29 protein-coding genes are annotated in these 25,620 nt (G+C 43.8%); 15 read left to right on the top strand and 14 right to left on the bottom strand.

Going from position 1 to position 25,620, the window contains the following annotated elements:
• Window positions 1-93: 93 nt before the first annotated feature.
• The 7 genes from N39L_RS08305 to N39L_RS08275 all read left to right on the top strand — a co-directional run bounded on the left by N39L_RS08305 (window position 94) and on the right by N39L_RS08275 (window position 5,397).
• Complete coding sequence (locus N39L_RS08305) at window positions 94-483, top strand: hypothetical protein (protein WP_231851946.1); 390 nt, start codon at window positions 94-96, stop codon at window positions 481-483.
• Between the two features lie 85 nt (window positions 484-568).
• Entirely contained in the window at window positions 569-1,768 is a 1,200-nt protein-coding gene (locus N39L_RS08300; protein WP_014274908.1) for a hypothetical protein, read from the top strand.
• 13 nt (window positions 1,769-1,781) lie between these two features.
• Window positions 1,782-2,003, top strand: coding sequence for a hypothetical protein (locus N39L_RS08295; protein WP_006616005.1), 222 nt, complete (start codon window positions 1,782-1,784; stop codon window positions 2,001-2,003).
• Between the two features lie 60 nt (window positions 2,004-2,063).
• Complete coding sequence (locus N39L_RS08290) at window positions 2,064-2,342, top strand: hypothetical protein (protein WP_231851947.1); 279 nt, start codon at window positions 2,064-2,066, stop codon at window positions 2,340-2,342.
• A 31-nt stretch (window positions 2,343-2,373) separates the two neighbouring features.
• Window positions 2,374-2,658 carry a hypothetical protein gene (locus N39L_RS08285; protein WP_014274907.1) on the top strand — a complete coding sequence of 95 codons (285 nt, stop codon included), beginning with the start codon at window positions 2,374-2,376 and terminating at the stop codon, window positions 2,656-2,658.
• Window positions 2,651-2,971 carry a hypothetical protein gene (locus tag N39L_RS08280; protein WP_014274906.1) on the top strand — a complete coding sequence of 107 codons (321 nt, stop codon included), beginning with the start codon at window positions 2,651-2,653 and terminating at the stop codon, window positions 2,969-2,971. Before N39L_RS08285 ends, N39L_RS08280 begins: the two co-directional genes overlap by 8 nt.
• A gap of 1,256 nt (window positions 2,972-4,227) precedes the next feature.
• Window positions 4,228-5,397 carry an extracellular solute-binding protein gene (locus N39L_RS08275; RefSeq protein WP_006619442.1) on the top strand — a complete coding sequence of 390 codons (1,170 nt, stop codon included), beginning with the start codon at window positions 4,228-4,230 and terminating at the stop codon, window positions 5,395-5,397.
• Window positions 5,398-5,409: 12 nt separating this feature from the next.
• On the opposite strand, the gene N39L_RS08270 is transcribed toward N39L_RS08275, so the two are convergent.
• Entirely contained in the window at window positions 5,410-5,766 is a 357-nt protein-coding gene (locus tag N39L_RS08270) for a zinc ribbon domain-containing protein (protein ID WP_006619441.1), read from the bottom strand.
• A gap of 112 nt (window positions 5,767-5,878) precedes the next feature.
• On the opposite strand from N39L_RS08270, the gene N39L_RS08265 reads away from it, so the two are divergent.
• From N39L_RS08265 to N39L_RS08255, 3 genes are all read left to right on the top strand, one after another.
• Complete coding sequence (locus tag N39L_RS08265) at window positions 5,879-6,202, top strand: phasin family protein (RefSeq protein WP_006619440.1); 324 nt, start codon at window positions 5,879-5,881, stop codon at window positions 6,200-6,202.
• A gap of 216 nt (window positions 6,203-6,418) precedes the next feature.
• Complete coding sequence (locus N39L_RS08260; protein WP_006619439.1) at window positions 6,419-7,000, top strand: FKBP-type peptidyl-prolyl cis-trans isomerase; 582 nt, start codon at window positions 6,419-6,421, stop codon at window positions 6,998-7,000.
• Between the two features lie 312 nt (window positions 7,001-7,312).
• Window positions 7,313-8,410 carry an inositol-3-phosphate synthase gene (locus N39L_RS08255; protein WP_014274904.1) on the top strand — a complete coding sequence of 366 codons (1,098 nt, stop codon included), beginning with the start codon at window positions 7,313-7,315 and terminating at the stop codon, window positions 8,408-8,410.
• A 59-nt stretch (window positions 8,411-8,469) separates the two neighbouring features.
• On the opposite strand, the gene N39L_RS08250 is transcribed toward N39L_RS08255, so the two are convergent.
• The 10 genes from N39L_RS08250 to N39L_RS08205 form a co-directional block, all read right to left on the bottom strand.
• Window positions 8,470-8,721 carry a hypothetical protein gene (locus N39L_RS08250; protein WP_006619437.1) on the bottom strand — a complete coding sequence of 84 codons (252 nt, stop codon included), beginning with the start codon at window positions 8,719-8,721 and terminating at the stop codon, window positions 8,470-8,472.
• A gap of 382 nt (window positions 8,722-9,103) precedes the next feature.
• On the bottom strand, window positions 9,104-9,637 hold the full coding sequence (locus N39L_RS08245) for a hypothetical protein (RefSeq protein WP_126277479.1): 534 nt from the start codon (window positions 9,635-9,637) through the stop codon (window positions 9,104-9,106).
• 123 nt (window positions 9,638-9,760) lie between these two features.
• Window positions 9,761-10,063 (bottom strand): hypothetical protein, encoded by a 303-nt coding sequence (locus tag N39L_RS08240; RefSeq protein ID WP_126277478.1) that lies wholly within the window; start codon window positions 10,061-10,063, stop codon window positions 9,761-9,763.
• Window positions 10,053-10,691 (bottom strand): GUN4 domain-containing protein, encoded by a 639-nt coding sequence (locus N39L_RS08235; RefSeq protein ID WP_014274903.1) that lies wholly within the window; start codon window positions 10,689-10,691, stop codon window positions 10,053-10,055. The genes N39L_RS08240 and N39L_RS08235 overlap by 11 nt, the downstream gene beginning before the upstream one ends.
• A gap of 30 nt (window positions 10,692-10,721) precedes the next feature.
• On the bottom strand, window positions 10,722-14,045 hold the full coding sequence (locus N39L_RS08230; RefSeq protein ID WP_014274902.1) for an efflux RND transporter permease subunit: 3,324 nt from the start codon (window positions 14,043-14,045) through the stop codon (window positions 10,722-10,724).
• 180 nt (window positions 14,046-14,225) lie between these two features.
• A complete protein-coding gene (locus N39L_RS08225) occupies window positions 14,226-15,773 on the bottom strand; it encodes an efflux RND transporter periplasmic adaptor subunit (RefSeq protein WP_014274901.1) in 1,548 nt (515 codons plus the stop codon).
• A 172-nt stretch (window positions 15,774-15,945) separates the two neighbouring features.
• Complete coding sequence (locus N39L_RS08220) at window positions 15,946-16,617, bottom strand: hypothetical protein (RefSeq protein ID WP_014274900.1); 672 nt, start codon at window positions 16,615-16,617, stop codon at window positions 15,946-15,948.
• Complete coding sequence (locus N39L_RS08215; protein WP_006619432.1) at window positions 16,614-16,982, bottom strand: metal-sensing transcriptional repressor; 369 nt, start codon at window positions 16,980-16,982, stop codon at window positions 16,614-16,616. Before N39L_RS08215 ends, N39L_RS08220 begins: the two co-directional genes overlap by 4 nt.
• A 19-nt stretch (window positions 16,983-17,001) precedes the next feature.
• Window positions 17,002-17,934 carry a peptide chain release factor N(5)-glutamine methyltransferase gene (gene prmC, locus N39L_RS08210; RefSeq protein ID WP_014274899.1) on the bottom strand — a complete coding sequence of 311 codons (933 nt, stop codon included), beginning with the start codon at window positions 17,932-17,934 and terminating at the stop codon, window positions 17,002-17,004.
• A 182-nt stretch (window positions 17,935-18,116) separates the two neighbouring features.
• On the bottom strand, window positions 18,117-18,956 hold the full coding sequence (locus tag N39L_RS08205) for a Tic22 family protein (protein ID WP_014274898.1): 840 nt from the start codon (window positions 18,954-18,956) through the stop codon (window positions 18,117-18,119).
• A 419-nt stretch (window positions 18,957-19,375) separates the two neighbouring features.
• On the opposite strand from N39L_RS08205, the gene N39L_RS08200 reads away from it, so the two are divergent.
• The 5 genes from N39L_RS08200 to N39L_RS08180 all read left to right on the top strand — a co-directional run bounded on the left by N39L_RS08200 (window position 19,376) and on the right by N39L_RS08180 (window position 23,705).
• Window positions 19,376-20,509, top strand: coding sequence for a CAP domain-containing protein (locus N39L_RS08200; RefSeq protein ID WP_014274896.1), 1,134 nt, complete (start codon window positions 19,376-19,378; stop codon window positions 20,507-20,509).
• Window positions 20,510-20,928: 419 nt separating this feature from the next.
• Window positions 20,929-21,210, top strand: coding sequence for a 4a-hydroxytetrahydrobiopterin dehydratase (locus N39L_RS08195; RefSeq protein ID WP_014274895.1), 282 nt, complete (start codon window positions 20,929-20,931; stop codon window positions 21,208-21,210).
• A 79-nt stretch (window positions 21,211-21,289) separates the two neighbouring features.
• Entirely contained in the window at window positions 21,290-22,927 is a 1,638-nt protein-coding gene (locus N39L_RS08190) for an HD domain-containing phosphohydrolase (RefSeq protein ID WP_014274894.1), read from the top strand.
• Window positions 22,928-22,953: 26 nt separating this feature from the next.
• On the top strand, window positions 22,954-23,466 hold the full coding sequence (locus N39L_RS08185) for a MogA/MoaB family molybdenum cofactor biosynthesis protein (protein ID WP_043468149.1): 513 nt from the start codon (window positions 22,954-22,956) through the stop codon (window positions 23,464-23,466).
• Window positions 23,466-23,705: a DUF6737 family protein gene (locus N39L_RS08180; RefSeq protein ID WP_006619425.1), complete on the top strand. Its 240-nt coding sequence runs from the start codon at window positions 23,466-23,468 to the stop codon at window positions 23,703-23,705. Before N39L_RS08185 ends, N39L_RS08180 begins: the two co-directional genes overlap by 1 nt.
• Here N39L_RS08180 and clpS read toward each other — a convergent pair.
• From clpS to N39L_RS08165, 3 genes are all read right to left on the bottom strand, one after another.
• Window positions 23,702-23,995 (bottom strand): ATP-dependent Clp protease adapter ClpS, encoded by a 294-nt coding sequence (clpS, locus tag N39L_RS08175; RefSeq protein WP_014274892.1) that lies wholly within the window; start codon window positions 23,993-23,995, stop codon window positions 23,702-23,704. The genes N39L_RS08180 and clpS overlap by 4 nt on opposite strands.
• A 146-nt stretch (window positions 23,996-24,141) precedes the next feature.
• Window positions 24,142-24,579 (bottom strand): ATP-binding protein, encoded by a 438-nt coding sequence (locus tag N39L_RS08170; protein ID WP_006619423.1) that lies wholly within the window; start codon window positions 24,577-24,579, stop codon window positions 24,142-24,144.
• Window positions 24,580-24,584: 5 nt separating this feature from the next.
• A complete protein-coding gene (locus N39L_RS08165; protein ID WP_014274891.1) occupies window positions 24,585-25,568 on the bottom strand; it encodes a sugar transferase in 984 nt (327 codons plus the stop codon).
• Window positions 25,569-25,620 lie beyond the last annotated feature (52 nt).

Here is a 25,620-nt window from a genome sequence, read left to right as displayed (position 1 = left end):
GAAAAATACGAGACTGAATATAACGGCAAAAAACGAGAATACACCCCTACATCTCCAGAACTCGCATTGCTTAAAATAGTCGAAAGTGACTCAATGCTTACAGACGGTTCTGTGATGTTTACAGCAACAATAAATCTAAGTCAATCATCAGTCAGACCTTCTGACAGGATATTAGAGGGAAATATCGGAGACGATAATTTAAACTCTGATATTTCTAATATCTTAGAAATTGAATGTATTAATCCATTCAATCAATCTTTCGCTACTTACTCAATCGGAGATATTGACGCTTTCATTGAATCCAAAACTAAAAATAAAGCAGGATTTAATGGAAAGGCAAAATACAAAACCTTCGAGGAAAGGTTAACAGAAGGGGCTAAGGTTTTGGATTGTGACCCTAGCTTTGAGAGTCTTTATAACAAGGTTAAACAACTTGATTCTAATGTATTAATTGCATTAATTGAATTACTGCGATTAATGTAGTCACAAATAAATCCCCCCTAAATATTTAGGGGGGAATAACTACCATACCATGTCAACAAGTCAAGAGCGATAAGAGGTTACTACCATGTCTGAGGACTATATTGATTATAGACTAATTAGAAGTCAGATGTCATCTGAACTAGAAGAAATAATCACAGAAGGCAACCTGGGTGAGCAATTAGAGTCTGTTTTACGGGCTGTCTGTGTTCTACCATATCCTGATATTCAGTTTCCAATTATCGCCTCGTTTATAGCGTCTCCAGTAACGTTAATGTCTACCGCTGGTATCCTGTTCCTTTGGGGGTCTAGCGGTACTGGAAAGTCACAGATAGCTACCGTAGCATCTGAACTATACAAGACAACCTCGGTGCTTGCTAATAGCACTTTCGCTTCACTGAGAAACAAGATACAACATGAACGATTTTATGACCCCCTTCAATGTGAATTTGAGAAAAATTTTATATTGGTATGGGAAGATATCACCCCTAGCTTATTAATTGAAAATGAGAATATGTTATCGCTTTTCAAGGTGTTAAACCGCAAAAATAGCCGAATAACCATCAGTAGTCAGACACCGGGAACTAACATGATTTTTAATGCTTTCGCTTTAAAGGTGATTAATTCAATACATCCATTGTGGACATTGTGGGAGTTAAACGAACTCAAAAGACGGATGTTTCCTATATGGTTTAAAAAACGAGAGACTATGACATCAGAGGAATATAGGGGGAATAGTTACGAGTTAAGTGATTTAAACGATGTAGAGGATATTACGCTTGATAAATTATCATCTCAATTAGAAATTTTCTGGAGAAATATCGATAACTGCAATCAATACAGCAAGGTCAAAAAACAACTACAGAAACACAAAAAAGATATCATTAACGCTAGGTTATCAAGTGAAATTATTGTCACTCATTCATTGATTTATCAATTATCTATCAATGAATCAATTAAACGCTTCAATGATTACTGGGATTTTGTTAATGAAAAAATCTTGACTATATCATCAGGTACTGAACAATTTTTAGACAGTTTTATCACTCAAAGTATTGAGGCAAAAATGAAACAAAACAATCAGGCAATTAACGCGGGATGTCCTGAGTTAACCGAGGTTGTAACTGATATCGACCCGAAAGCGTTAAAAGAAGCCATTGAGAGAGCTAAAACAGATGGATATCTTGATAGTCGCGTTAATGTTTCAGAGTTGACTAATCTAATGAAAAGCAGGGGCTATTCAATGATTAATCAAAACGGTAAAAACGTTTGGAAACAAATTATTTAAGGAGGGAATTAAAATGACTCAAAATAACATTGACGCTATTACTCAAACAAGGTTTAAAACGTTTAAACAAATGGTAGACACCACGATTTACAATGCTACCAAACAAGACGCTAAGGATACTTTGATAACAATAATGAATGATTGTCAAACCGAGTATTCCCTGGCAGTCGCAAAGGAACAATTACTCCTAAAACAACTTAATTACATTAAACATTTGCTGACTAAAATTGAGTAACAAACCCGTCCGAAATGACGTTAAACTATCACAACTTAACCACTATCAAAGGATAAATCCATGTCAATCAAATCAAGTACGCCCGGATTAAACGTAGTAGAATATAGCTACATGAGCAATCGATTAAACCCTAATGTTGTGGGATTGCTCGACTTAGTAGAACTTGCCAAAACTCCCAAAAAATTTAATGAGATTGAGGAATTTATTGCAATCCACGAACATTTTTTGTCGGCGGAAATGGAACTTTTAAAAGGTATCGAAAGGCTACTTAAAGCAAAGATTCAGAATCATTACGAAATCGAAAATGGAGACTATGGGGAAGATTATGACGAGTTTTAATTCCAGATAACAATCAATAGGAGATAGAAAAATGGATGAGTTTAAACAAGAAAAAATGATGGTTATTGCAGAAATGGCTAGGGAGATTTACATTCAAATGATGTCACGAGATATCCCCTACGCTAACCAGGATACTAGGGTGACATTAGCCGAAATAGCTCATAACGCCGCTGTTGATTTTATGACGGTACACGAAAAATGGGTAGAATCTCAGTATCCAATTATCTCTCAACCTCAACCAGGCATTATTGCCTCTGATTTCAACATTAACGGCTATAACAGCGATATCCTACTGGGAGGTGATTTTCATGCCTAAGCTACTCCCGGTAGTCACACTAACAGGGTCTTACAAAGGGTTTCTGGTAGGTCATGGTAATATCTGTATTGAAGTAGGTTCTTTAGAATGGTTTAAATATCTGGAAACCAATAAATCTTTTGCTTTAGAGGTTAACGGAAAGCGATTTACAGCGTGCAAAAAACTCTCAATCAATGGTTTTACCTACTGGAACCTCAAAGGGTGGGATGGTAGCGTCAATCATCACATCTACGTTGGAAAATCTGACCAAGTTACTGTAGACAAGTTAATAGATGTAGCTAACGCTATGATTACTAAGTGCAGTAAACCCTAAACCCTAAGCCCTAACAGCTAACAGCTAACTCAATAACTTAAATGGCCCCCTATGGTTTCTGACTGTAGGGGGTGCTTGCATATTTTTTGTTTCCAGGCCTGGTTTTCCAGGCCTGGAAATCATTTATATGAATGCTTGCCTCTAATTTACCCACAATAAACACCCTAAGCCAAAACCTTAACCCGTCTATTAGGGGTAATCATCCCGTGCGGAACTCAGTACCCCTATAAATTGGAGACTTGTCTAGCGGTATGTAGGTATCGGTTTCGATGGGGAGTCAATTCCCTAGGATTATGTGGATAACCGTTGTCGCTGGTAAAGCAATTCTCTAGGATTATGTAGGTATCAGCGAGAGATAACGAAACAAGTCACCAGTTGAAAAGTTGTTTAGGGGTATCGGGTTGGTTCCGGTAGATGATAGTTCAGATTATGCGATCGCATTTTGTTGGTAGTGAGTAGGCTCCTCAATATTTCACTAATAATCTGACTACCCCTATGGGTTTTGAAATTTGAGCCATACCCTCCCCCCATAACCGAAACAAACACTCTTAGGGGTGCGACCGATGTGATAGCAGTCAATGGTGAGGAACGAACCGATAGGCTTGCCATTGACTGCTATCACAAGGGAGTTACCCTATCGGTGTTTGGTTAGGGGGAGGAATGGATATTTGACAGATTGATTAAGTTGTGCTTGTTGACTGAGTAATCAACCTGTTGACAAAATTATTTTCCTGTGCTAGGACTAAGTTATGAGTAACATTTGAGTAACTAGGCATAGTTATCGGGTTGAGTAATAACCCGCTATCGCTGTCAGGATAAGGGTTTATAGTTAACACGCTCTGACGGAATTAAACCGGATAATTAAACCCAGTGTTGTGCCTGATGTTACGAAATGTTAGCGCCATGAGATTTAAGCCAGTAATGACACTACCTCAACAGCAGATTCAGCTCCATTGAGCTTCTGTAGGGTGTCAAATTGACACTTACCCGAATATTGAGATCTGACGCACCGAACTCTGTTGTAGTTGCGATCGCCCCAAAAGCCGGGCTCAAGTTTGACAATTATTGCTCAGAACCGAGTACAATGGTTATATGTGTGCGAGACGTTTAGAGGTGAAACAGGGTTGATATATCTGAAATAACCCGTAGGGTGCGTCACATAGATCAACCATTGGGGGAAAGGAAACGCTTTCTGATGTGACGCACGCGGAAAGGGAAGTTAGCCCCTTCCAGGCATTGTCAATCAATGCTAAGGAATGTTCAGCTTAAATGAATCCGCAAAACATGATCGGACAATATTTATCAAAAAGGGTTTAGTGAACCGACGATCTTTCCTGTGGGGAACAAGTCTATTAGCACTGGTGGAATTAATCGGGGGATGTGATACGCCCACAGATTTTCGGGTCGAGTTGCTAAATGGTTCTGTTCCCGTTCAACTGGTAAACCGCTTTCGCCGCCAACACCCGCAGCGGCCGGGGTTAAATTTTGTACCCAAATTTAATCTCGAAGACCTCTACCAGCAATTACAAGCCGAAGCCATTAGCAACTCCGCGCTATTAGTCATGATTGGCGACTATTGGCTATCAGCAGCCATTAGAGAGGAGTTAATCGAACCCCTCAACCCAGAGGATTTATCCCAGTGGCAGCAATTACCCCAAAACTGGCAAAATCTAGTTAGACGAAACCAAAACGGAGAATTGAGCGACTCCCTAGAAGGTAATATTTGGGGGGCCCCTTATCGCTGGGGGACAACAGCGATCGCTTATCGGGTTGATAAGTTTGAGAAATTAGGCTGGACTCCCACCGACTGGGAAGACCTATGGCGGTCCGAGTGCAAGGGTCGCATCTCCCTATTAAATCAAGGGCGAGAGGTGATTGGTTTAACCCTGAAAAAATTGGGCTACTCCTACAACACCCCTGATCTCGATCTAGTTCCCGACTTGAAGGCACAATTGGAACAACTACACCAAAATGTCCGCCTCTATGATTCTGATAATTATCTCAAACCCCTAATTTTGGGCGATACTTGGCTGGCTGTCGGTTGGTCAGGAGATATTTCCCCCCAACTGCAACGACAACATAATATAGCGATCGCTATCCCTAAATCCGGTACGGCCCTATGGTCAGATGTGTGGGTCAAACCTAAAGCCACCAGTGCCACTAATAACCCCCTAGTGCAAGCCTGGATTGATTTTTGTTGGCAACCCGAAATAGCCACCCAAATGTCATTATTGACTGGCGCAACCTCCCCCATAGTTTGGGGAATGCCACGAGCCGATTTACCCAAGGATTTACGGGAAAATCCGCAACTGTTACCAGATACCGACATTTTAGATCGCAGTGAATTTTTGCTGCCCCTAACTGTTGCCAGTATGCAACAATATCAGCGCCTCTGGCACGAAATCCGTTCCGTAGTGCGATCGTAGATCCTTCCCCGGCTACAAAGCTAGTAATACACTGATGATGATAATAATCACAATAGCCACCCCTAGGGCGTTTCTTTGCACCCATTCACCCACAGAGTGTGGAAATCTCACCTGACTGTTGAGTGAAGGCTGAGGCACAATGGGTTTACTCTGGTCTTGATAGAGTGTGCATTCCCTGGCATAAGGACGCTTAGGAAAATTACAGGTGTCGTCTTGATGATAAAGACAACTCTGGCAGAGAAACTCCCCTTGATCAGCGCGGTGTAACGGAATACCCGGATGACCAAAGGCCTTGAGTTCATATTTGCAGTAAGGACAGGCGATCGCCTGAGAATCAACGGGTTGACGACAACGGGGACATTCTGGCATAGGAAAATCAATAGCGATCGACAGTAGGGGGCTTTCAACAAAAAAAGTGAAAAGTGATACAGTTTGTTTGACCGTAAATCTAGCTTAAATTTTACTAGATACTTAAAAACCTATGGATGACAACAATTTACTCAAACAGCTTTTGATGATTGGTATTGGCACCACCTCCCTGGTAGCCGAGAAATTGCAGGAGGTTACAGATCAGTGGGTCAAAGAGGGAACCCTTAACCCAGATGATGCTAAACGCTTTATTGACGAGATGATGCAGCGCCTGAAAATGGATCAGCAAAGCCTGGAAGATTTGATGCAGCGTCAGATTAAAAATATGATGCAGGATATCGGTGTTCCCCGCCAGGCAGAACTTGATGAGTTGCGGGGACGCTTGGACCGTTTAGAACGTCAAATGCGAGATTTGGAAAATCGCCACTGGCGCTAACAACCATAAGCTGTCAAACTGGAATAGTCACTATCGGTTTTTCTGGCAAACTTCAGGTGTACTCAATGGGGTCATGTTCATCAAAACTTAGGAAGCCAGAACCCTTGGCTATGTCCCCATGGCGGAATGACTCCCCTTGATGTATCTGAATCAACAGAGTTAGCCGATTTTTGGTAAAATGATTTTCCCTAACTTCACTTAGGAGGACGATAAAAGGTGCGAGAAATTTTGATCAGCTTTGGGGTAATTGTAGCCTGTTCCCTGGTTCTCATTGTTGCTCAAATTACCTATTCTGGACAAGAAGCTAATGCTTCCAATATGGGAACCCAGGTCACACCTGAAACCTCGATTCCTGTTCAAGAAAAGAAGGTTTCTACTAATTCCTTGCTGTCAGGAGGTATAGCAGCACCGACAGCTAATTTCACCATTGCTCAAAATATGACAAATACAGAAGAAAACCTAGTTACAACAGATTCCGGCCTCCAGTATGTGGATTTACAGAAGGGAACTGGTGCTAGTCCACAACGTGGTCAGACAGTTACGGTTCACTATACCGGAACTCTTGAAGATGGCACTAAGTTCGACAGTTCCCGCGATCGCAATCAGCCCTTTTCCTTTACAATTGGGGTCGGTCAAGTCATTAAAGGCTGGGATGAGGGAGTCGCCTCTATGCAAGTGGGGGGACGCAGAAAACTGATTATCCCTGCTGATTTGGGATATGGCGATCGCGGTGCGGGTGGCGTGATTCCTCCTAATGCTACCTTGATTTTTGATGTGGAATTGTTGAAAATTTCCTGATAGCAACTGAGGGAGGCTCACAGCTAAACTAGGGCAAAATTGACTCACCATCCAGATTTCACCCGGTTAGCGATCGCTGGATTTGCCCTGGTTTTCCCTACACCCACACTTGACAAAACCCTTGATTAATGGTAGAGATTTAAAAATTTTTGATCAATCACCTTTCCCAACCCTAGGCTTGGTATAACCCTGGTGCTTCCAAGGTACAATGGCTGTTTGATTAATTAACAGATCTGTCTGGGCTGTCAATATCCTAAATTTGGCATCTAGGCATGACTTATTTTAACTTAGGAGTCGAGGAACAGATTGCTTGTGGAAAAAATTAGGATCGCCATTGTTGGTATTGGTAACTGTGCGAGTTCTTTAATCCAAGGGATTGAATATTATCGCGACAAAAATCCCCAAGATGCCATCGGACTTATGCACTGGGAAATTGGCGGCTACAAACCTTCTGATATGGAAGTTGTCGCCGCCTTTGATATTGATCGCAGAAAAGTTGGTATAGATGTAGCAGAGGCAATTTTTGCCCCCCCTAACTGCACCACAGTTTTCTGTTCTCATGTTCCCCCAACTGGGGTTAATGTGTCAATGGGTCGCATTCTCGATGGTGTAGCAGAACACATGGTTGATGTAGACGAACGCTACAGCTTTCAACCCAGCGATAAACCCCAACCCTCGAAAGCAGAAGTAGTCAAAATTTTACAAGACTCCCGATCCGAAATTCTAGTTAATTATCTGCCTGTTGGCTCCCAGGAAGCCACCGAATTTTATGCCGAATGTGCCTTAGATGCCGGGGTCGGTTTCGTCAACTGTATTCCCGTGTTCATCGCCAGCAACCCTCTCTGGGAGGAGAAATTTAGACTTAATAAGGTTCCCATTATCGGCGATGATATTAAATCCCAATTAGGTGCAACCATCACTCACCGCGCCTTAGCTAATCAATTCCAAAAGCGAGGAGTCAAAATCGATCGCACCTACCAAATTAACACTGGCGGAAATACAGACTTTCTGAATATGTTAGACCGCCGCCGCCTCGACTCTAAAAAAGAGTCCAAAACTGAGGCAGTTCAGAGTGTGGTGCGAGAACGTCTCGCCAACGAAAATATCCACGTCGGACCTAGCGATTATGTTCCCTGGCAAAAGGATAACAAAGTTTGCTTTATCCGCATGGAAGGACGACTATTTGGAGATGTTCCCATGAACATCGAATTACGTTTGTCTGTAGAAGATTCTCCTAACTCAGCCGGAGTAGTTATAGATGCTATCCGCTGCTGTAAATTAGCACTAGACAGGGGTCTTGGTGGAGTTTTGGACTCTCCCTCATCCTTTTTTATGAAGCATCCACCAAAACAGTTAGTTGATGACGAAGCATACGAAATGACGGAACGATTTATCGCCAACCCATCCTAAAAATGGGGATAGGGAAAAAAACTCTGGGAAACCCGTTAACCTTCGGGTTCCTAGGGTATCTAGTTCTGTTTATGTTCCAGTTCAGCCTGTCGCAAGGCTTCCAAAACTGACCCGGCGACAAATCCCATCATGCTACCTGCTACAGCATAGGTTTGGGGATGTCGGGACTGACTGTAGCCAACATCATTATGAACAGAAACAACGCCACAGCATTGATAGGGTTTTGCTGCTATATGAGAAACAGCCAAACCAAACACAGACCCTATACCAGCCATGATAATTCCCGAAAAAATCACTAGCCTTATATTCATAGAAACTCCTGGGTCGGAAACCCCGTCCTTTCAGCACGGCTTTACAAGTAAACCGGCTATCTTCACCGTAACAGAGAATCATGCTATAGGGGCCAAAAATTAACGAAAATTAACCATACTCCCTCAATTTGGGTCGGCTAGTTAGCGTTACCTATCGCGAAAATTGCCTAGAGAAAGATAAAGGAACCAATCAGCATGAAAAGTGTACCAAAGAAGAGTATATGATTAATCCAATCATCGGATGACCAATCTTTAAACATTAGTTAATTGCTCGATTAATAAGGGTTGATTTTGATGGGGTAAAGGGTGCTATATTATAACCCCTAATCCGGTTTTTTTCAATAGGTGGGTAGACCTGTAGGGTGCGTCAGAAGGATAAAATCTAATATTGACGGGAATATAGATAAGTGACTGACGCACCAGAAGAGATTTTGATGGTAGGGTGCGTCAGAAGGATAAAATCTAATATTGACGGGAATATAGATAAGTGACTGACTGACGCACCAGAAGAGATTTTGATGGTAGGGTGCGTCAGAAGGATAAAATCTAATATTGACGGGAATATAGATAAGTGACTGACGCACCAGAAGAGATTTTGATGGTAGGGTGCGTCAGAAGGATAAAATCTAATATTGACGGGAATATAGATAAGTGACTGACTGACGCACCAGAAGAGATTTTGATGGTAGGGTGCGTCAGAAGGATAAAATCTAATATTGACGGGAATATAGATAAGTGACTGACTGACGCACCAGAAGAGATTTTGATGGTAGGGTGCGTCAGAAGGATAAAATCTAATATTGACGGGAATATAGATAAGTGACTGACTGACGCACCAGAAGAGATTTTGATGGTAGGGTGCGTCAGAAGGATAAAATCTAATATTGACGGGAATATAGATAAGTGACTGACGCACCAGAAGAGATTTTGATGGTAGGGTGCGTCAGAAGGATAAAATCTAATATTGACGGGAATATAGATTAAGTGACTGACGCACCAGAAGAGATTTTGATGGTAGGGTGCGTCAGAAGGATAAAATCTAATATTGACGGGAATATAGATAAGTGACTGACGCACCAGAAGAGATTTTGATGGTAGGGTGCGTCAGAAGGATAAAATCTAATATTGACGGGAATATAGATAAGTGACTGACGCACCAGAAGAGATTTTGATGGTAGGGTGCGTCAGAAGGATAAAATCTAATATTGACGGGAATATAGATAACTGACGCACCAGAAGAGATTTTGATGGTAGGGTGCGTCAGAAGGATAAAATCTAATATTGACGGGAATATAGATAGCTGACGCACTAAAAGCACCAGAAGCGGGGGATTAAACGCCACAGCGCATCAATCTGGCGAGGAAATAGACTGCCATTTTAGCACCATAAGCCGATCGCCACCAGTTAGAAGGATGACATCCAGGGGGGGCAGATATAGTAAAGTTAAGGTCTTGATAGTCTAACCATTTATGGTCTTCGCGCCACCCTAAGCGATCGCTGACTTGAGTGAGTAAATCTAAGTCAATATTAGAGATATCATCACCTCCCCCCAACTCGGTATAAATTTGTCGTTGAACGCTAAAGCCAAAGCGATTATTGCTATACTTGACCCAGAGGCTATCGATAAGATGTAGGGCGCTACAGGGAAAAATCATGACATCATCAGGTTTCAAATCATCATGATGAGCCTGGGTAGCAATTTCCAACATCACCTTAGTAGTCTCTAAATCTGCTTCTCGCCAATTTCCCTCAGCCAGCAAATTCTGTAAGCGTCCGTAACGGTATTTATCACTAAGCAAAGACAAAATCTGGGCTAAAGTATCCTCCAATTTAGTAACTCTTTCCTCCAGGGAGGAGGAACTAACCGGAGCATGGGAAGTTTCCGGGTTTTCGAGAGGTGGATTTAGGGAAGGGGTAGGATCTGCAGAAGGTAGATCGGTAGATTCAAATTCCTGTGTATCTTCAGACATAATCAGTGTGATAGTTTTGTCATCTAGGTGCTAATTTTCGGTAAGGGTATGATCTAAGGATTGACTTGGTTGGGAAGGTTGTTGATGTCCATTGGCTTGAGAACCATTAGGCCCAGAACCATTAGACCCAGAACCATTAGACCCAGAACCATTAGACCCAGAACCGTCAGAAGGTTGAGACTTCTCAGCTTTGAGGAAACGAGCCTCAAGGTTTTTAATAGCGATATAGAGGTTAGGAGTAATCAACAGACTCAATAGAGTTCCGACTAACATTCCGCCAAAAATAGCAGTTCCCAAAGACCAACGACTAGACGCACCGGCACCGGAGGCAATTACTAGAGGCCAGAATCCGACTAAGGAGGAGATCGCGGTCATTTGAATAGGTCGGAAGCGCTGCTCTGCGGCTAATGCTGCTGCTTTATTAATACTAAGTCCCTTGTCTCGTAGTTGGTTGGCAAACTCGACAATGAGAATGGAGTTTTTAGAAGCCAAACCAATCAACATAACGAGAGCGACCTGAGCATAAACATCATTGTTAACTACAGGCCAAATTCCCCCAGCCATCAAGACATTAGAACGGAACCAAATGGCAGCCAAAGCGCCCAAAACGGCGAGAGGGACGGCTAACATAATAATGAGGGGGTCAATGTAGCTTTCATACTGTGCGGACAGCACTAAGAAGGCAATGACAAATCCGAGTCCAAAGATGACGATCGCCGCACCGCCAGCAGCTTTTTCCTCTAAAGCGCTTCCTTGCCAAGCATAGCCGAAAGATGGGTCAAGGGTCTCGGCGGCGGCTTGTTCAATAGCTGCAATGACCTGTCCAGAACTGAAACCCGGAGCGGGGTCAGCCTGAATTCTCATAGATCGATAAAGATTAAAGCGGGTGATAATTTCGGGCCCGACTATTTCTTCAAACTTAACCAAGTTTTCCAAAGTAATTAAGTTCCCATCAAGCGATCGCACTGATAGGCGGTTGATATCAGAAGGATCAGCCCTAAACTCTGATTCTGCTTGAGCCACAACCCGGTATTGTCGTTGTCCGAGGACGAAATCATTTACATATAGGGAGCCAAAATAAATCTGTAGGGTGCTAAAAATATCACTGATATTGACATTGAGAGCCAGAGCGCGATCGCGTAGTACCTGGATATTTTTCTGACCCTTAGAAGCAGAAAACTGGCTAAAAGCCCTACCCACAGCCGGATATTTATCAGAGTTCAACTCAGCTAGTAAGCGATTACCATTGTCTACCAAAGCAGAAATGGGTAGATTACCACTGCGGTCTTGAATCTGGATTTCCACCCCCCCAGTGCTACCCATACCAGGAACCGGAGCAGCATTAACCGCAAAAGCCTGTACTGCTGTAACCCCTCTCAAAGAGCGATTAATGCGACCGAGAACCCCATAAACCGACTGTTCCGGGGTAGGTCTTTCACTCCAAGGCTTTAGCTGAACAAACATCACCCCCTGGGAGGGATTAAGACCATCAAAACCAAACCCCGCCGCCGCGAATACTGATTCAACTTCTGGTTCTTCTAAGATCAGATCGGTAATTTCCTCAGCAGCATCAGCGGTGTAGTTAAGAGATACACCATCAGGACCCTGTAGAATTACCAAAAAGAAGCCTTGGTCTTCTTGAGGAACAAATCCAGTAGGTACCCAGCCATACATCAGGACAGTCAGCACCAAACCACCGATAAAAATCCCCATCACCAGGGTATTAATCCGCACCAGAAACCGAATCAACTTGGCATATTGATTTTGTATGAAGCCAAAACCTTGGTTAAATTTCTCAAAAAACCATCCTAAAGGTCCTTTAGTTTTCTTAGCCGGACGCAATAGCACCCCAGCCATAGTCGGAGAGAAGCTGAGGGCGTTAAATGTGGAACAGATAATCGCAAAAGTAATGGTTAGGGAGAACTGCTGAAAGATGATTCCAGTAGTTCCGGGGAAAAAGGCAACGGGAATAAATACAGCCAGCAATACTAAGGAAGTGGATATGGTAGCGCCAGTGAGTTCTTCCATTGCGTCTAAGGCGGCTTGTCGTGGCTTCATGCCCTGGGCAATTTTACTAGAAACTGCTTCGACAATAACGATCGCATCATCAACCACCAAACCCGCCGCCAATGTACAGCCAAAAAGTGTTAGGGTATTGAGTTCAAACCCCATCACCTTGAGACCTGCCATTGAGCCAATGAGTGCCACCGGGATAGCAATAGTAGGAATCAGGGTTGTGCGCCAATCCTGCAAAAACACAAAAATTACCAAAATTACCAGGGTAATAGTTTGCAGGAGGGTGATCACCACTTCCTGTAGGGAGGCTTGCACAAATAGAGTTGTATCATAGGGAATGGCATATCTAACCCCTGGGGGGAAAGATGCACTCAACTCTTGCATCTTTGACTTGACCGCCTCGGCTGTTTCCAAGGCATTACTACCGGGTCTTTGGTAAACAGCCATCCCCACGGCGGCTTGATTGTTATAGGTTGCGTCAAGGTTGTAGTCCTGTGCACCTAACTCTACCCGACCTACATCTGTAATTCTAATCAGAGTGCCATCGTTTCCGACTGCGACCACCAATTCCTCAAATTCGGAGACATCTCGAAGGCGACCCTGAGCCCGCAAGGGGATCTCAAATCTTTGATCCGGGGGGGTGGGAGCCTGACCAATTTTACCAGCGCCGACCTGAATATTTTGCTGTCGTAAGGCGGCGACTACATCTTGAGCAACTAATCCTCTAGCTGCCATTTTTTGAGGGTTTAGCCAAATACGCATGGCATATCTACGTTCCCCCAAAATGGTTACACTCCCCACGCCAGGAGCGCGGGTAATTTCATCAAGAACATTTAAATCTAGGAAGTTACTGATAAAAACATCGTCATAAATCGGCTGGTTATTTTGATCAGTATCTGAATAAAATCCCAGTACCAACAGGATACTGGGTGAAGATGCTTCGACGGTGATACCGACCTGTTGAACGACATCAGGTAAACTTGATGCTGCCTGAGATACTCTATTGTTAACGTTAACCTGGGCAATATCTCGATCAACGTTGACAGGGAAGGCTACAGAGACATTAGCAACCCCATTATTAGCGGTGTTTGATGAGATATATCTCATGTTATCAACGCCGTTGATTTCCCGTTCTAAGATGCTCGTCACAGTGGTTTCTGTGGTTTCGGCATCAGCACCAATATTGACGGCGGTTACGTTGATTTGAGTGTTAGCCAGTTGTGGTAGTTGAGAAATAGGTAGCAGCGGAATAGATATAACGCCTACCAATACAATTAGAATTGAGCAAACTGTGGTGAGAACGGGGCGTTTGATGAAGTTGCTAACAAATAACAGCATATAAAATCATATATATTAGGTGTTGGTTAAGGATAGCGATCGAGATAAGGAACTTAATTTAGAGCGAGGGGGGAAAGTAGCCTGATTATCAATGTTATCAGTCATAAACCAAGCCAACTCTCCCTGACATGAAAGTTGATAATACTCGATTATGGCAATTTTCTGGTTATTATGGCTGAATTATTGGCTAGTGGTATCTAGTATCGGGGTTCCATCTCGCAATTGTAGTATACCTTCGGTAATAACGCGATCGCCTGCTTGCACCCCAGAAAGCACCTCAAAACTCTGTCCTTGAATGCTTCCCAGTTGCACAGGAGCTTGTCTAGCCACTAAAATGGTTTCCCCAGAGGGGGTAGCCTGTTGCTGTGCCAAAAACACAAAACTCTGGGCACCAATGCGGGTGACGGCATTAGTGGGAACCGTAACCCCGGCTTCTTGTTGCCAAATTACCCTAGCTCGGACAACTTGATCGGTGCGGAGTTCATTGTTAGTATTGGGGTAAATAGCTTTAGCCAAAATGGTCTGAGTGCCACTTCCTGCGTCAGGAGCAATATAGGATATGCTGGTGTTTCCAATGACTTCCCCAGTTTCTTGGCTAATTAGCTGCACAGGTATTCCCACCCTCAATTGAGGTAATAAGGAAATGGGGATATTGATGTTAACCTCTAGGTTCTGATTTTGGCGGATAGTGGTAACAGTAGTTTGGCTGTCGACCAAATCTCCTACTTTAATCGGCACATTACCAACAATGCCGGAAATAGGAGCCACCACACTATAATAATCTAACTGTACTTGTTGAGCGACAGCCCCAGACCGAGCCCCTTGGATTTCTCTACCTATGAGGGCTATCTGTGCTTGCTGGGCTTCAATAGCTTTCTCCTGGCTGGCTATTTGAGCCTCTAGGGTAGCAATTTGGCGTTCTAGATCTCGGCGGGAACTTTCCACACTCGCCCTAGCTGCTTCAATGGTGCGCCCTTGACGAGATAAATTCATCCTAGCGGATTGGACTCTGGCGGTGGCGGCGAGAACTTGTTGTTCTTGATTAGCTACCTCAGCCTCGCTGGTTTGTCTGTCCCGCAGTTTTTCATCATATAGGTCACTGGAAACTACCCCTTCCTGCCATAATCTCTCGTAGCGCTCGTAGGTAGCCTGTCGCTGTTGTCGCACTGCTTCGCGTCTATCTAATTCGCGACGGGCTCCTTCTAGGTTGTCTTGGGCATTTTGTAGTTCAAATTCTAGTCTTTCCTGTTCTTCCATCTGAGCCTCTAACTCCCGTTCGGAACGCTGTAAATTGGCTCCTTGGGATTGAAATGATAGTTCGGCTCTGGTTCTGGTTAAGTCGGCTCTGAGGGATTCTAATTGGGCTTCGGCACCAATTAATTGAGCTTGTTTGGCTTGTACTGTGGCGATCGTACCTTCAAAGTTGGCTAACTGTTGGGAACCATCAATTTGAATTATCGGATCTCCTACAGTTACCTGATCACCTAAGCGCACATATACTTCTTTTACTAATCCACTAACTCGGGGTCTGATGATAGAGTTTTCGATACCTTCAACCCTGGCATTATATTCGCTGCTGGATTGAACATCGGTAGTATCTACGTTTTCTATCTTGACGGGGACGGGTGGGCGACCAATGGCTTGAGGTTCTGCTGAACAAGCATTGATGAGTACAAATAATAATAGCAGCGGTAGAGATGCGCTAGTTTTCCATAGTGTTTTGTTCATAGGACGATCCCGCAATTTGATGAGGAGATTGTATCAGGTTTGGAGGTGAATTTTAGCCTAACTCTTGGGTTGACCCTGATACCTATTATTGAGATTTTACACTACTGCCTGCGGATTCTTGCGGTTTTCTAACTGAATTAATGAGGCTTTGATGAAAACTACGGATGGTGACTCAAAGACGATCGCACAGGGGAGAGCGCACACAGAGATATAGTAAAGGTCCGAATAGGGGAATGAGTGTCACCAACCATAACCAAGTCGCAGCCTGGTTGCCGCGCCGCGCGATATCATCCCCTAATAAGGCGGGAAATAATACTGATAATAAACAGAAGTCGAGGCTCATAACGTGAATAAAACGGCTATTTTGCCATTGATAGATAAAGTCACGCCAATCTCCCTGAGTGATACCATAAAAAACTAGGACGATCGCCCCTAACATTAAGACTAAAGCTGTGAATTTGCTATCCCAAATGCGGATGAAGAGATTGGGAACCCCAGAAAATTCGGGGTTAGGTTTTCGCCACACCAAATAGGGTAAAATGGCGAAAGCACCGACGGCAAAAGATGCGATCGCAAAAAGCCACGCGGGGATTTTTTGACCTTGACCATCGGCAAAAATCACACAGCAGTAAATTAACGGCCAAATTCCCATGAGATTAAACAGGGAGATAATCAGGGGATTAATCCCCTCCCAATTCCCTACAGTCAGGTTTTTAATCAAATTAAAAGTAATTTCTGGCTGGTCTGGCGGCGCTAAGAAAAAGGCATAAATCACCAAGGTAAACCAGACCATGGTTAAGGCGATTTGAGAAATTCCGAGAGATTTTTGGCTAGATACAATCATGGTAGAAATCTGTCTAAAGCGGCTTTTAGTTCCTCAATTTCCACATCAATATTACCTTCTTTAGCAGCCCTGGCTATACATTCGGTTAAATGTTCATCTAGGATAATTCTAGCGACGCGATCGAGAGCCCCCCTAACGGCGGCAATTTGCACGAGTACATCGGGACAAGGCCGACTTTCTTGGACCATATTTTTGACACCGCGAATATGTCCTTCAATGCGAGAGAGTCGATTGATAATACGTCTGAGTGATTCATCACTATGGACATGGGGATGGGGATGACTATGACTATGATTAGAAGCGTCCCCATGATGGCGATCGCTAACAGATACGCTAGGAATCCGGTCTGAATCTGATCCGATCATTTAACCCTGTGCCAATAAACTACCATTGTACATAAGCGATCGCAAATCTATCAATACCAGCCAGGTCTGGGAGGATTTTAATATCCCGATAACACCCTGCTGATTCTAACATAGATGTAACGGCTTGGCCTTGTCCGGCCATCATTTCTACGATCCAAATACCCCCAGGTTGCAAAAATTGGGGTGCTGTTTGTACTAAATGATGAATGCAATCTAAGCCAGATTCGCCGCCATCGAGTGCTTGATGGGGTTCGTGATAGACAACCTCCGGTTGCAGGTTAGGCAGCTCCTGGCTAGGAATATAGGGCGGATTTGCCACCATACCGCTGACCTTGCCTTTCAGGCTATGGAGGGGAGCCCACCAAGACCCCTGGTAAAATTTTACCCGATTTTGATAACCGAGACTTTGGGCATTTTCCAGAGCGATCGCTAAAGCTGACCAACTGCAATCGACAGCATGAATCATGGCTTGGGGGAATACGGATGCTAACCCTAGGGCGATCGCACCACTACCTGTTCCCAGATCTACCCAATTTCCTGACCCCGGCTGACAGATAGAGTTAATAGCTTCTGATGAGGCGGCGTGATAAGAAACTGCTATATCGATGATTAATTCTGTCTCTGGACGAGGGATGAGAACTGCAGGAGAGACCTTTAGGGCAAAATTTCGCCAGTGAACTACACCTAATAGGTATTGTAGAGGGACTCGTTCGGTGATGCGACGTTCCCAGAGTTTGACAATTGCTGACCAGGGCTGATTTAGTTGAATACTAGGGCGATCGCCAAAGGAGTCTAATCTAATATCCAGGTGAGTCAGATCGGTGAGTGCTTCCAGAAACTGATCTAATTCTATGGCTGAAATTTCGGCGGCGATCGCATCAATTTTCGCCTGTTTTTGCCACTGTCGCAGTTCCTCACCAGATATATAGTAACTTTCCCCTGTTTCCACCATTTCGCACCACCTGAAAACCTGCTTACAGCTTGTTCACCAGTCGCTTAATACATTGCCCTCACCCTAAATCTCGATCCCAGAGAGGGAGAGGGACCTTGAGAGGTGATCAGATGATTTCTGAACAGGCTGTAGGCTGATGATATGGGGGGAATTTTACCATCAATTCCCCCCCAAAACTTGCCCTAACGTTGATTATTTCTCAAAAATTCCAGGGTTTCCCGTGGTGGAACTAAGATGATCCGGTCTAAAAATTGGTTATCATCAGTTCGGAAGGCTTCTAATAAGGCTTCCAGAGGAACCACCTGCACTGTTACCGAGGATATTAAGTCCGGTTGCTCTTCCCGAAATTGGGATAACATTCCCTCTAAGTCCTGTTTAGAGAAGAACATGGGAATCACTTGGTCATTGCCACGTTGGATGGTTAAATAACCATTGTCTGGGCCTCCTCTTGCCATAAACAGAGGCACGCCATTAAATTCATTGGGCGATCGACCACTTTGCTGCATTACCGCGCGGGCTGACTCTACCTCTTGCTGCACCGGAACATAAGCAAATTGGATATCATCAGCACGGTTGCGGCTCTGTTGGCTCATCTGGTACACTTCCCCCAGAGAAACTGCTGTTACCTCTACGGAGTTCGCTAATTCAGGATTATTGTTTCTCAGATTTTCTACAAATCTGAGGGCATCCTGACGGCTAATAAATATCCCTGCTACTGCAGCAGTACCGCTGCCATTTTCTCCGGCGGGAACTGTGGCCACTAGGGGGGAACCGGTAGGGTCGGTAATTGTAAATACTGGGACTGGGCGTAATTTTGCCTGAATTTCCTCTAATGTCAGTGCTTCAGCAGCCTGGGTTCCCAGTAGGGATGCTCCCACGGTTCCGGGTGGCAGGGTGGGACTCATTAACAAGTTGCCACTGATAACTCCCAGTAACAGGCTCAAATGGAAAAATGATTTAATCATGTTCTCAAGTTGCGATCGTAATAGTAGTTCTTCTTGATATCTCCCCCACGCTTCCATATTGGCGTTATACCTATGGGCTCATACAAACATGACAGCGAGGGATGCTCAACACCACCCATCAAGTCTGTTGACGGAGGTTATAGTATTCCTGTATCAGCAATTCTTACCCTGGCACGATAATAGTCAGACTGACGAGGAAAAACAATTTTTTCTCCCGAACTCCCTAATAATTTTCTATATTCTCACCCCCACCGGACGACACAACGGGGTTTGACCCGCACACTTTACGGATCTTAACACAAATCTGTCCCAAATCGTCAAATTTGGGCATAAATGCGATCGCATTATTCAATCGGGAACACTACCGACTCATTATTACGCTGGGATTCAATTCGGATCTATATAATTCTTGATGAATAAATATAGACAATGGGTAAAAAAAATATTTATCATAGTCATAAACAGGGTCTATAATTATGTTTTCCGATATCATCACGCCAGACGGGTTGACTTTTGCCATGGCCAGCCCATCTGACGATTTCATCATGGTCTCAGAACTCCCAGCCGAGCAAATGGCACGTTTGTCAAGTCCAGGATTACCACAAGCGATCGCTCTTTTGCAGGGTAATGATTATTTGGTCAACAATGAACAAGGGCGGATTCTCTTAGGGCATCAGGGGAATGATACGATTATCGGTAATTCCGGCAATGATACCATTTATGGCGGTCAAAATGATGATTACTTAGAAGGGGGTTATGGTGATGATATGTTATTTGGTAATCGGGGCAATGATACTCTAATTGGTGGTTCTGGCAATGATACCATTTATGGCGGTGTCGGTAATGATTGGATTGTCGGAGGGTCTGGTAATAATGTTTTATCAGGCGATCGAGGTTTAGACACTCTCACCGGAGGTAGTGGAGTTAATCAGTTTATTTTACCATCATCGACTGTTAATCAAGATCTGATTACCGACTTCAAGCCTGGTATTGATAAAATGTGGGTTCCTGATGGAGTCACCATTGCTGATTTACGGATTAAACAATCAGGCACTTCTACCTTGATTTTACTCCATGGTCAGACCTTGGCAACCCTAGAAAATGTCGATATTGAATTAATCACTGCTGGCGACTTTATCGGGGAACTGGGAGTCGCCAATTATGGCGATATTGAACTATCGTTAGGTGAGAGTGGTTCGGATTGTAATTTTGAGCAGCAAGTGCTGGAATTGGTCAATCAAGAACGAGTTAGGGAAGATTTACAACCACTAAGGATTAACCCCTTGCTGGCGCAGGCGGCGGCTACCCATAGCACTAATATGGCACTGCAAGACTTTTTTAGTCATACCGGAAGGGATGGGTCTAATTTAACTGACCGGATTAGGGCCACAGGCTTTACATTGATAGTGCCATTGGGCGAAAATATTGCTGCGGGTCATACTACGCCGGAGTCAGTGGTTCAAGCATGGATGGACAGTCCAGAACATCGTGATAATATTCTTAATCCTAATTTCACTCAGCTTGGGGTGGGTCACTATTTCCTGGAAAATGATACGGGTGATCTGATGGACTATAACCATTATTGGACTAAAGTCTTCTCTGGTGGCTGATTTCAGCATCTCTGTCCGGAAAGGGCGATCGCCTATTAATCACAAAATAGTCACCTCTACAACGGCGAGCTTGCACTTTCAGAATTTTGTGTTATCCTAGTTTCCAAGTTTAGGATATCCAGGAGGTGATGCCCATGAGTGACAGTAGTAAACGCATGGGTCACTGTGTTGGAGAACGCCGGCTGTGCGCCGGGGCTGACCTCTAAAATTCGGCCTAGGTTCCTTTGACTAGGAGCCGAAAAGCCTACTAATATGGTCTGGCTGGATTGGAGAGATCCTTCCGGCAGTCAGGTTCCAATAACAGAGACCCGCTAGACCGCTCTCATATCGCTGACTGATGTCCTGGTAGTATCCAAGGCTTAGTTATCCGTGAGAGCGGATAGTTTTTTTTAAACGAAAGAATTTGGTATAGTTTTGATATGGCTGAACTACTGAGTGCAACTGAGATCCAACAAATGGCGACTCAGATTCCCCAATGGTCTGTTGAGGGTAAAACCATCAAGTGTGTGAAAACCTTTAAGGGGTTTGTGGAAGCGGTAGCCTTTGTTAATCAACTGGTGGAACCGGCAGAGGCAGCAGGTCATCACCCGGATTTGGAAATTTCCTATAATAAGGTGACAATTACCCTGACTACCCATGATGCTGGGGGGTTGACTAAGAATGATTTTGCTATGGCTGAGAAAATTTCCAGTTTGAGCTAGATTATACAAACTGCCCCAAAATCGGCTAGAATTCCACACAGTTGGGTAGGTGTTGGTTGGTTGGTTCTGATGTGGGATTATGGTTTTTGATAATCTTAATGTGTCTGTAGGGGTTAGTGAAGAGTCGCTGCTGATTGAGAAGTTGTTAGATATCGGTACGGCGCTCTCGGGGACTCTGGATTTGGGAAAGCTGTTAAACCTGATACTTAGTAAGAGTCGGGAAATTACCTGTAGCGATGCGGGAAGTGTTTATCTGGTAGATTACAGTGATGATCGCCCTAAGCTGCTGTTTAAGGTGGCTCAAAATCAGTCTTTGCCAAATTTGTCTTTCCGAGAATTTGCGATCGCTCTGACTGATAAAAGTCTGGCTGGCCATGTGGCTTTGAGTGGGAAAAGCCTCAATATTGATGATGCGTACAATTTACCACAGGAACAGCCTTATCGTCTCGATCGCAGTTTTGATGAGAATATCAGTTATCGGACTCGCTCGGTTTTAGTTCTCCCCATGCAAAACCGGGAAGGGGAAACCCTGGGGGTGCTACAACTGATTAACCGCAAGCGAAAATCTGATCTGGTACTGACTCCTGAAAATACGATGGAGTACACCCAGCCTTATTCTGATTGGGAAGAGAGGATTTTGCGGAGTCTGGCTTCTCAGGCGGCAATTTCCATCGAACGCAGCAATTTACAAGAGAGTATTGAGTTACTATTTGAGGGGTTTGTGAAAACCTCGGTGCAGGTGATTGAGGCGCGAGACCCTTGCACTTTCGGACATTCGGAAAGGGTGGCAGTTTTGACGGTGCGTTTAGGGGAGGAAATTAATCAGGTTTCTGATGGTCCCCTGGGGGCGGTACAATTTAGCGATCGCCAAATCCAAGAGTTGCGTTATGCGGCATTACTTCATGATTTTGGCAAAGTGGGCGTTCCTGAACCAGTTTTAAACAAGGCTAAGAAACTTTATCCTTGGGAATTGGAAATGATGAAAAAACGGTTCGCTATGGCTCGCCAGAGTTTACAGATAGACTACCTGCAAAGGAAATATCAACTGCTTTTAGAGTACAGCAGCAACCATTCCCGCAGTATCACAGAATGCCCCCACTGTCAAACTCTGGAACGTATGGATTTAGAAATGAATCAGGAGATTGAGCAGTTGCAAGGGTTTTGGGAGATGGTGCAGGAAGCCAACGAACCGGAGATTTTACATTCTGAACCGCTGGAAAAACTCCATGATTTATCAAAGATTACCTATCGGGATATAGATGGCAATATTAAGCCCCTGGTGACACCAGAAGAGGTTGAACAATTGTTAATAACTCAGGGTAATTTGACGGCTTCCGAACGCGAAATTATTGAAGGTCATGTGACCCATACCTATAATTTCTTAAAGCAAATTCCCTGGACTAAGGGACTGGAAAATGTGCCGCAGATTAGCTATGGACATCATGAAAAGTTAGATGGTAGTGGTTATCCTTTGGGATTAACCAAAGAGCAAATTCCCCTACAATCACAAATGATGGCGATCGCTGATATTTATGACGCACTAACAGCAGGCGATCGACCTTATAAGCATGGAGTTCCTACGGTTACGGCTCTAAAAATTCTCCGCAGTGAAGCGGCGGCGAATAAGATTAATGGGGATATTTTAAGTGTATTTGAACAGCACAAAGTCTATGAATCTTTAGGACATACTTTAGATGTGGTTATGGAACTGGCTTGATGTTAGCATGAGAGTTAAGGATGGTTATGAGTAGCTCAATTCCTCACCCTGATAGCGGTAGTTTGAGCGTCAATTGTGCAGTTTTAACTGTCAGTGATACTCGCACTGAGTCAACGGATAAAAGCGGTGATTTGATTAAGCAAATGCTGCAAGATAGTGGTCATCATCTGGGTAATTATGTGATAATTAAAGATGAACCGGACTTGATTACTCAGGCGCTTAATCAATGCTGTGGTGATGCTAAAATCGAGGCAGTGATTGTGAATGGGGGAACGGGAATAGCACCACGAGACACGACTTATGATGCTATTGAAGGGTTACTAGAAAAAACTTTGCCCGGCTTTGGGGAGCTGTTTCGGTTTCTGAGTTATAATGAGATTGGCTCCCGTGCGATCGCCTCTCGCGCCACGGCGGGAGTATATCGGGAAACTCTATTATTTTCGGTTCCCGGTTCCCAAGGAGCGGTTAAACTAGCTATGGAAAAGCTGATTTTACCAGAGTTAGTTCATCTAGTTAATCAATTGCAAAAAGGTGGTTAATGAATCAAAATCAACCCTCAAGTGATAATCCTTGGGACTATAAACCTTGGTGGTGTCAACCTTGGTCAATTCTGCTGACGGGAGTTAGCCTAATTAGTGGCAGTTGGCTAATATTTCATCAGGTTTGGCTATCGGTAATTGTAGGGGTTCCCGTCCTGACCTGGATGGGATTTTTCCTGCTGATCTGGCCGGGATTAATGCGATCGGCTATGATGTCAGATGCCGAAGGTAATGATTAGGCTTTTTCTAAGGGGGCCATTGTCAAACCTTCGCGACTGAGTTGGGTATGATACAATTCGGCTTGTTCTAGGGGGCCAACCCACACAGTCGCCTGACCTTCATAATGGACGCGGTTGGTCAACTCCCAGGCTTGATCGCTAGTCATTCCGGGAAGATATTTCATCAGACAGTTAGCGACGTGCTGAAAGGTATTAAAATCGTCGTTAAGGACAATCACCTTATAGTTAGGGTAAGGCTTACGGACGGTTTGACTAGAACGACTGGGTGTAGTCGTAGGTGAGGCTACCATAACTCTGGTTTAGTGTTTGACTAAATCAATATTTTGTACTTATCACAAATCCATTATATTATATAACGTCACAGTCTGAGATGATCTCAGATAATTAGTTGAGGGTGGGTGTAGTTAGTAGATGCACTCTATATAATGACTGAAAGTTAAGAGAAATGCCGTCGCATAGTTAGGCAGTTACGATGGTCATCCAGGCGACAATAAGTGACTTCATCAGTGAGTTTATACATCAAAATCAAACCCCTACCTTGTTCTTTTTCCAAAGGTGCAATCTTTTCGTTAAGAATAAAATGCAGGGTTTTGGGGAAATCAAAAGGTTGACCAAAATCCCATAGTTTGATTTCGATAGAATTAGATAAAATCTTCACCTGAATATCAATGGGAGTGTTTTTAGATAATCCATGGTGTGCATGACGAACCACATTAGTGAACCCTTCGGTAATAGCAATCTTGCATTCGTAGCTCAGATCGGGAGGCAAAAAGGGAGTAGTTATCTGCTCAAACCATTGTAATACTTCCTCTAAAAACAGTAGATCTGTACCTACTTTAAGATGCGATCGCATTAGTAGATTTTCATCTTCCATTAATCTTACATTGCACCACTATTTTTTTTGAACAAAATGACGATCGTGCGGACAATCATTTTGAGATCATACATCAAGCTCCAGTTTTCCTGATATTTGAGATCAAGGCGAATAATATCTTCAAAATCCTTAATCTGCGATCGCCCGCCTACTTGCCATTCACCAGTCATACCAGGTTTAACATCTAGGCGTTGCCATTGGGGAACCTCATAACGCTCCACTTCATCAGGAGTAGGTGGTCGAGTGCCAACTAGACTCATTTCTCCCATTAAAACATTCCAGAATTGAGGCAATTCATCGAGACTGGTGCGCCGCAAAAACCGACCTACTTTAGTAATCCTGGGGTCATTATCATTTTTAAATATTTGACCTTTTGCCTGATTAGGAATAGTGCTTTTGAGTTCTTCGGCATTAATCACCATAGAGCGAAACTTCCACATACGGAAACGCTTACCCATCCAACCGCAACGAATTTGACCAAACAAAATCGGTCCGGGACTATCAAGGCGAATAGCAATGACAATGGGAATAGATAAAACGGCAGTAATACCCAATCCCACTATAGCGCCGACAATATCAATAGAGCGTTTAACCACAGAGCGAACGGAAGGATGAGTAACGGGTAATTGGCTATTATCCCCAGGAGGTGCGGGTTCATCCTGTTGAAAGGTTAAAACCTGATCAAGGGATGTTAAAGAAAAAACCGCCATTACTTGGGGACTGACATTTTTTAGCAAAAGTTCCACATTTTTGTTTTTGGCGGCTTTGAGGTTACTGACTAAGGCACCGACTCCGCTGCTATCGATAAATGTAGTCTCGCTAAAATCGAGAATAATAGCCTGTGGAACCTGATCTCCCAAAACCAGATTATGACAAGTTGACTTAAAATCAACAGCCTCCAATATACTCAGACGATGGGGAATTTTGACCCAGGCTTTATTGTTGTGAAAATGGACAGGAAAATTAACTTCTGGGCTAGGACTGACCATATTAGTCTCTTAATGCTAGTAGGTGTATTTAAACTTACACAAATTATTGGGG

The sequence above is a fragment of the Limnospira platensis NIES-39 genome, from assembly GCF_026000695.1.
In the GTDB taxonomy this organism is placed as follows: Bacteria; Cyanobacteriota; Cyanobacteriia; order Cyanobacteriales; family Microcoleaceae; genus Limnospira; species Limnospira platensis.
Note: the sequence above shows the minus strand (reverse complement) of the source record. Positions and strands in the feature narration are given on the sequence as shown.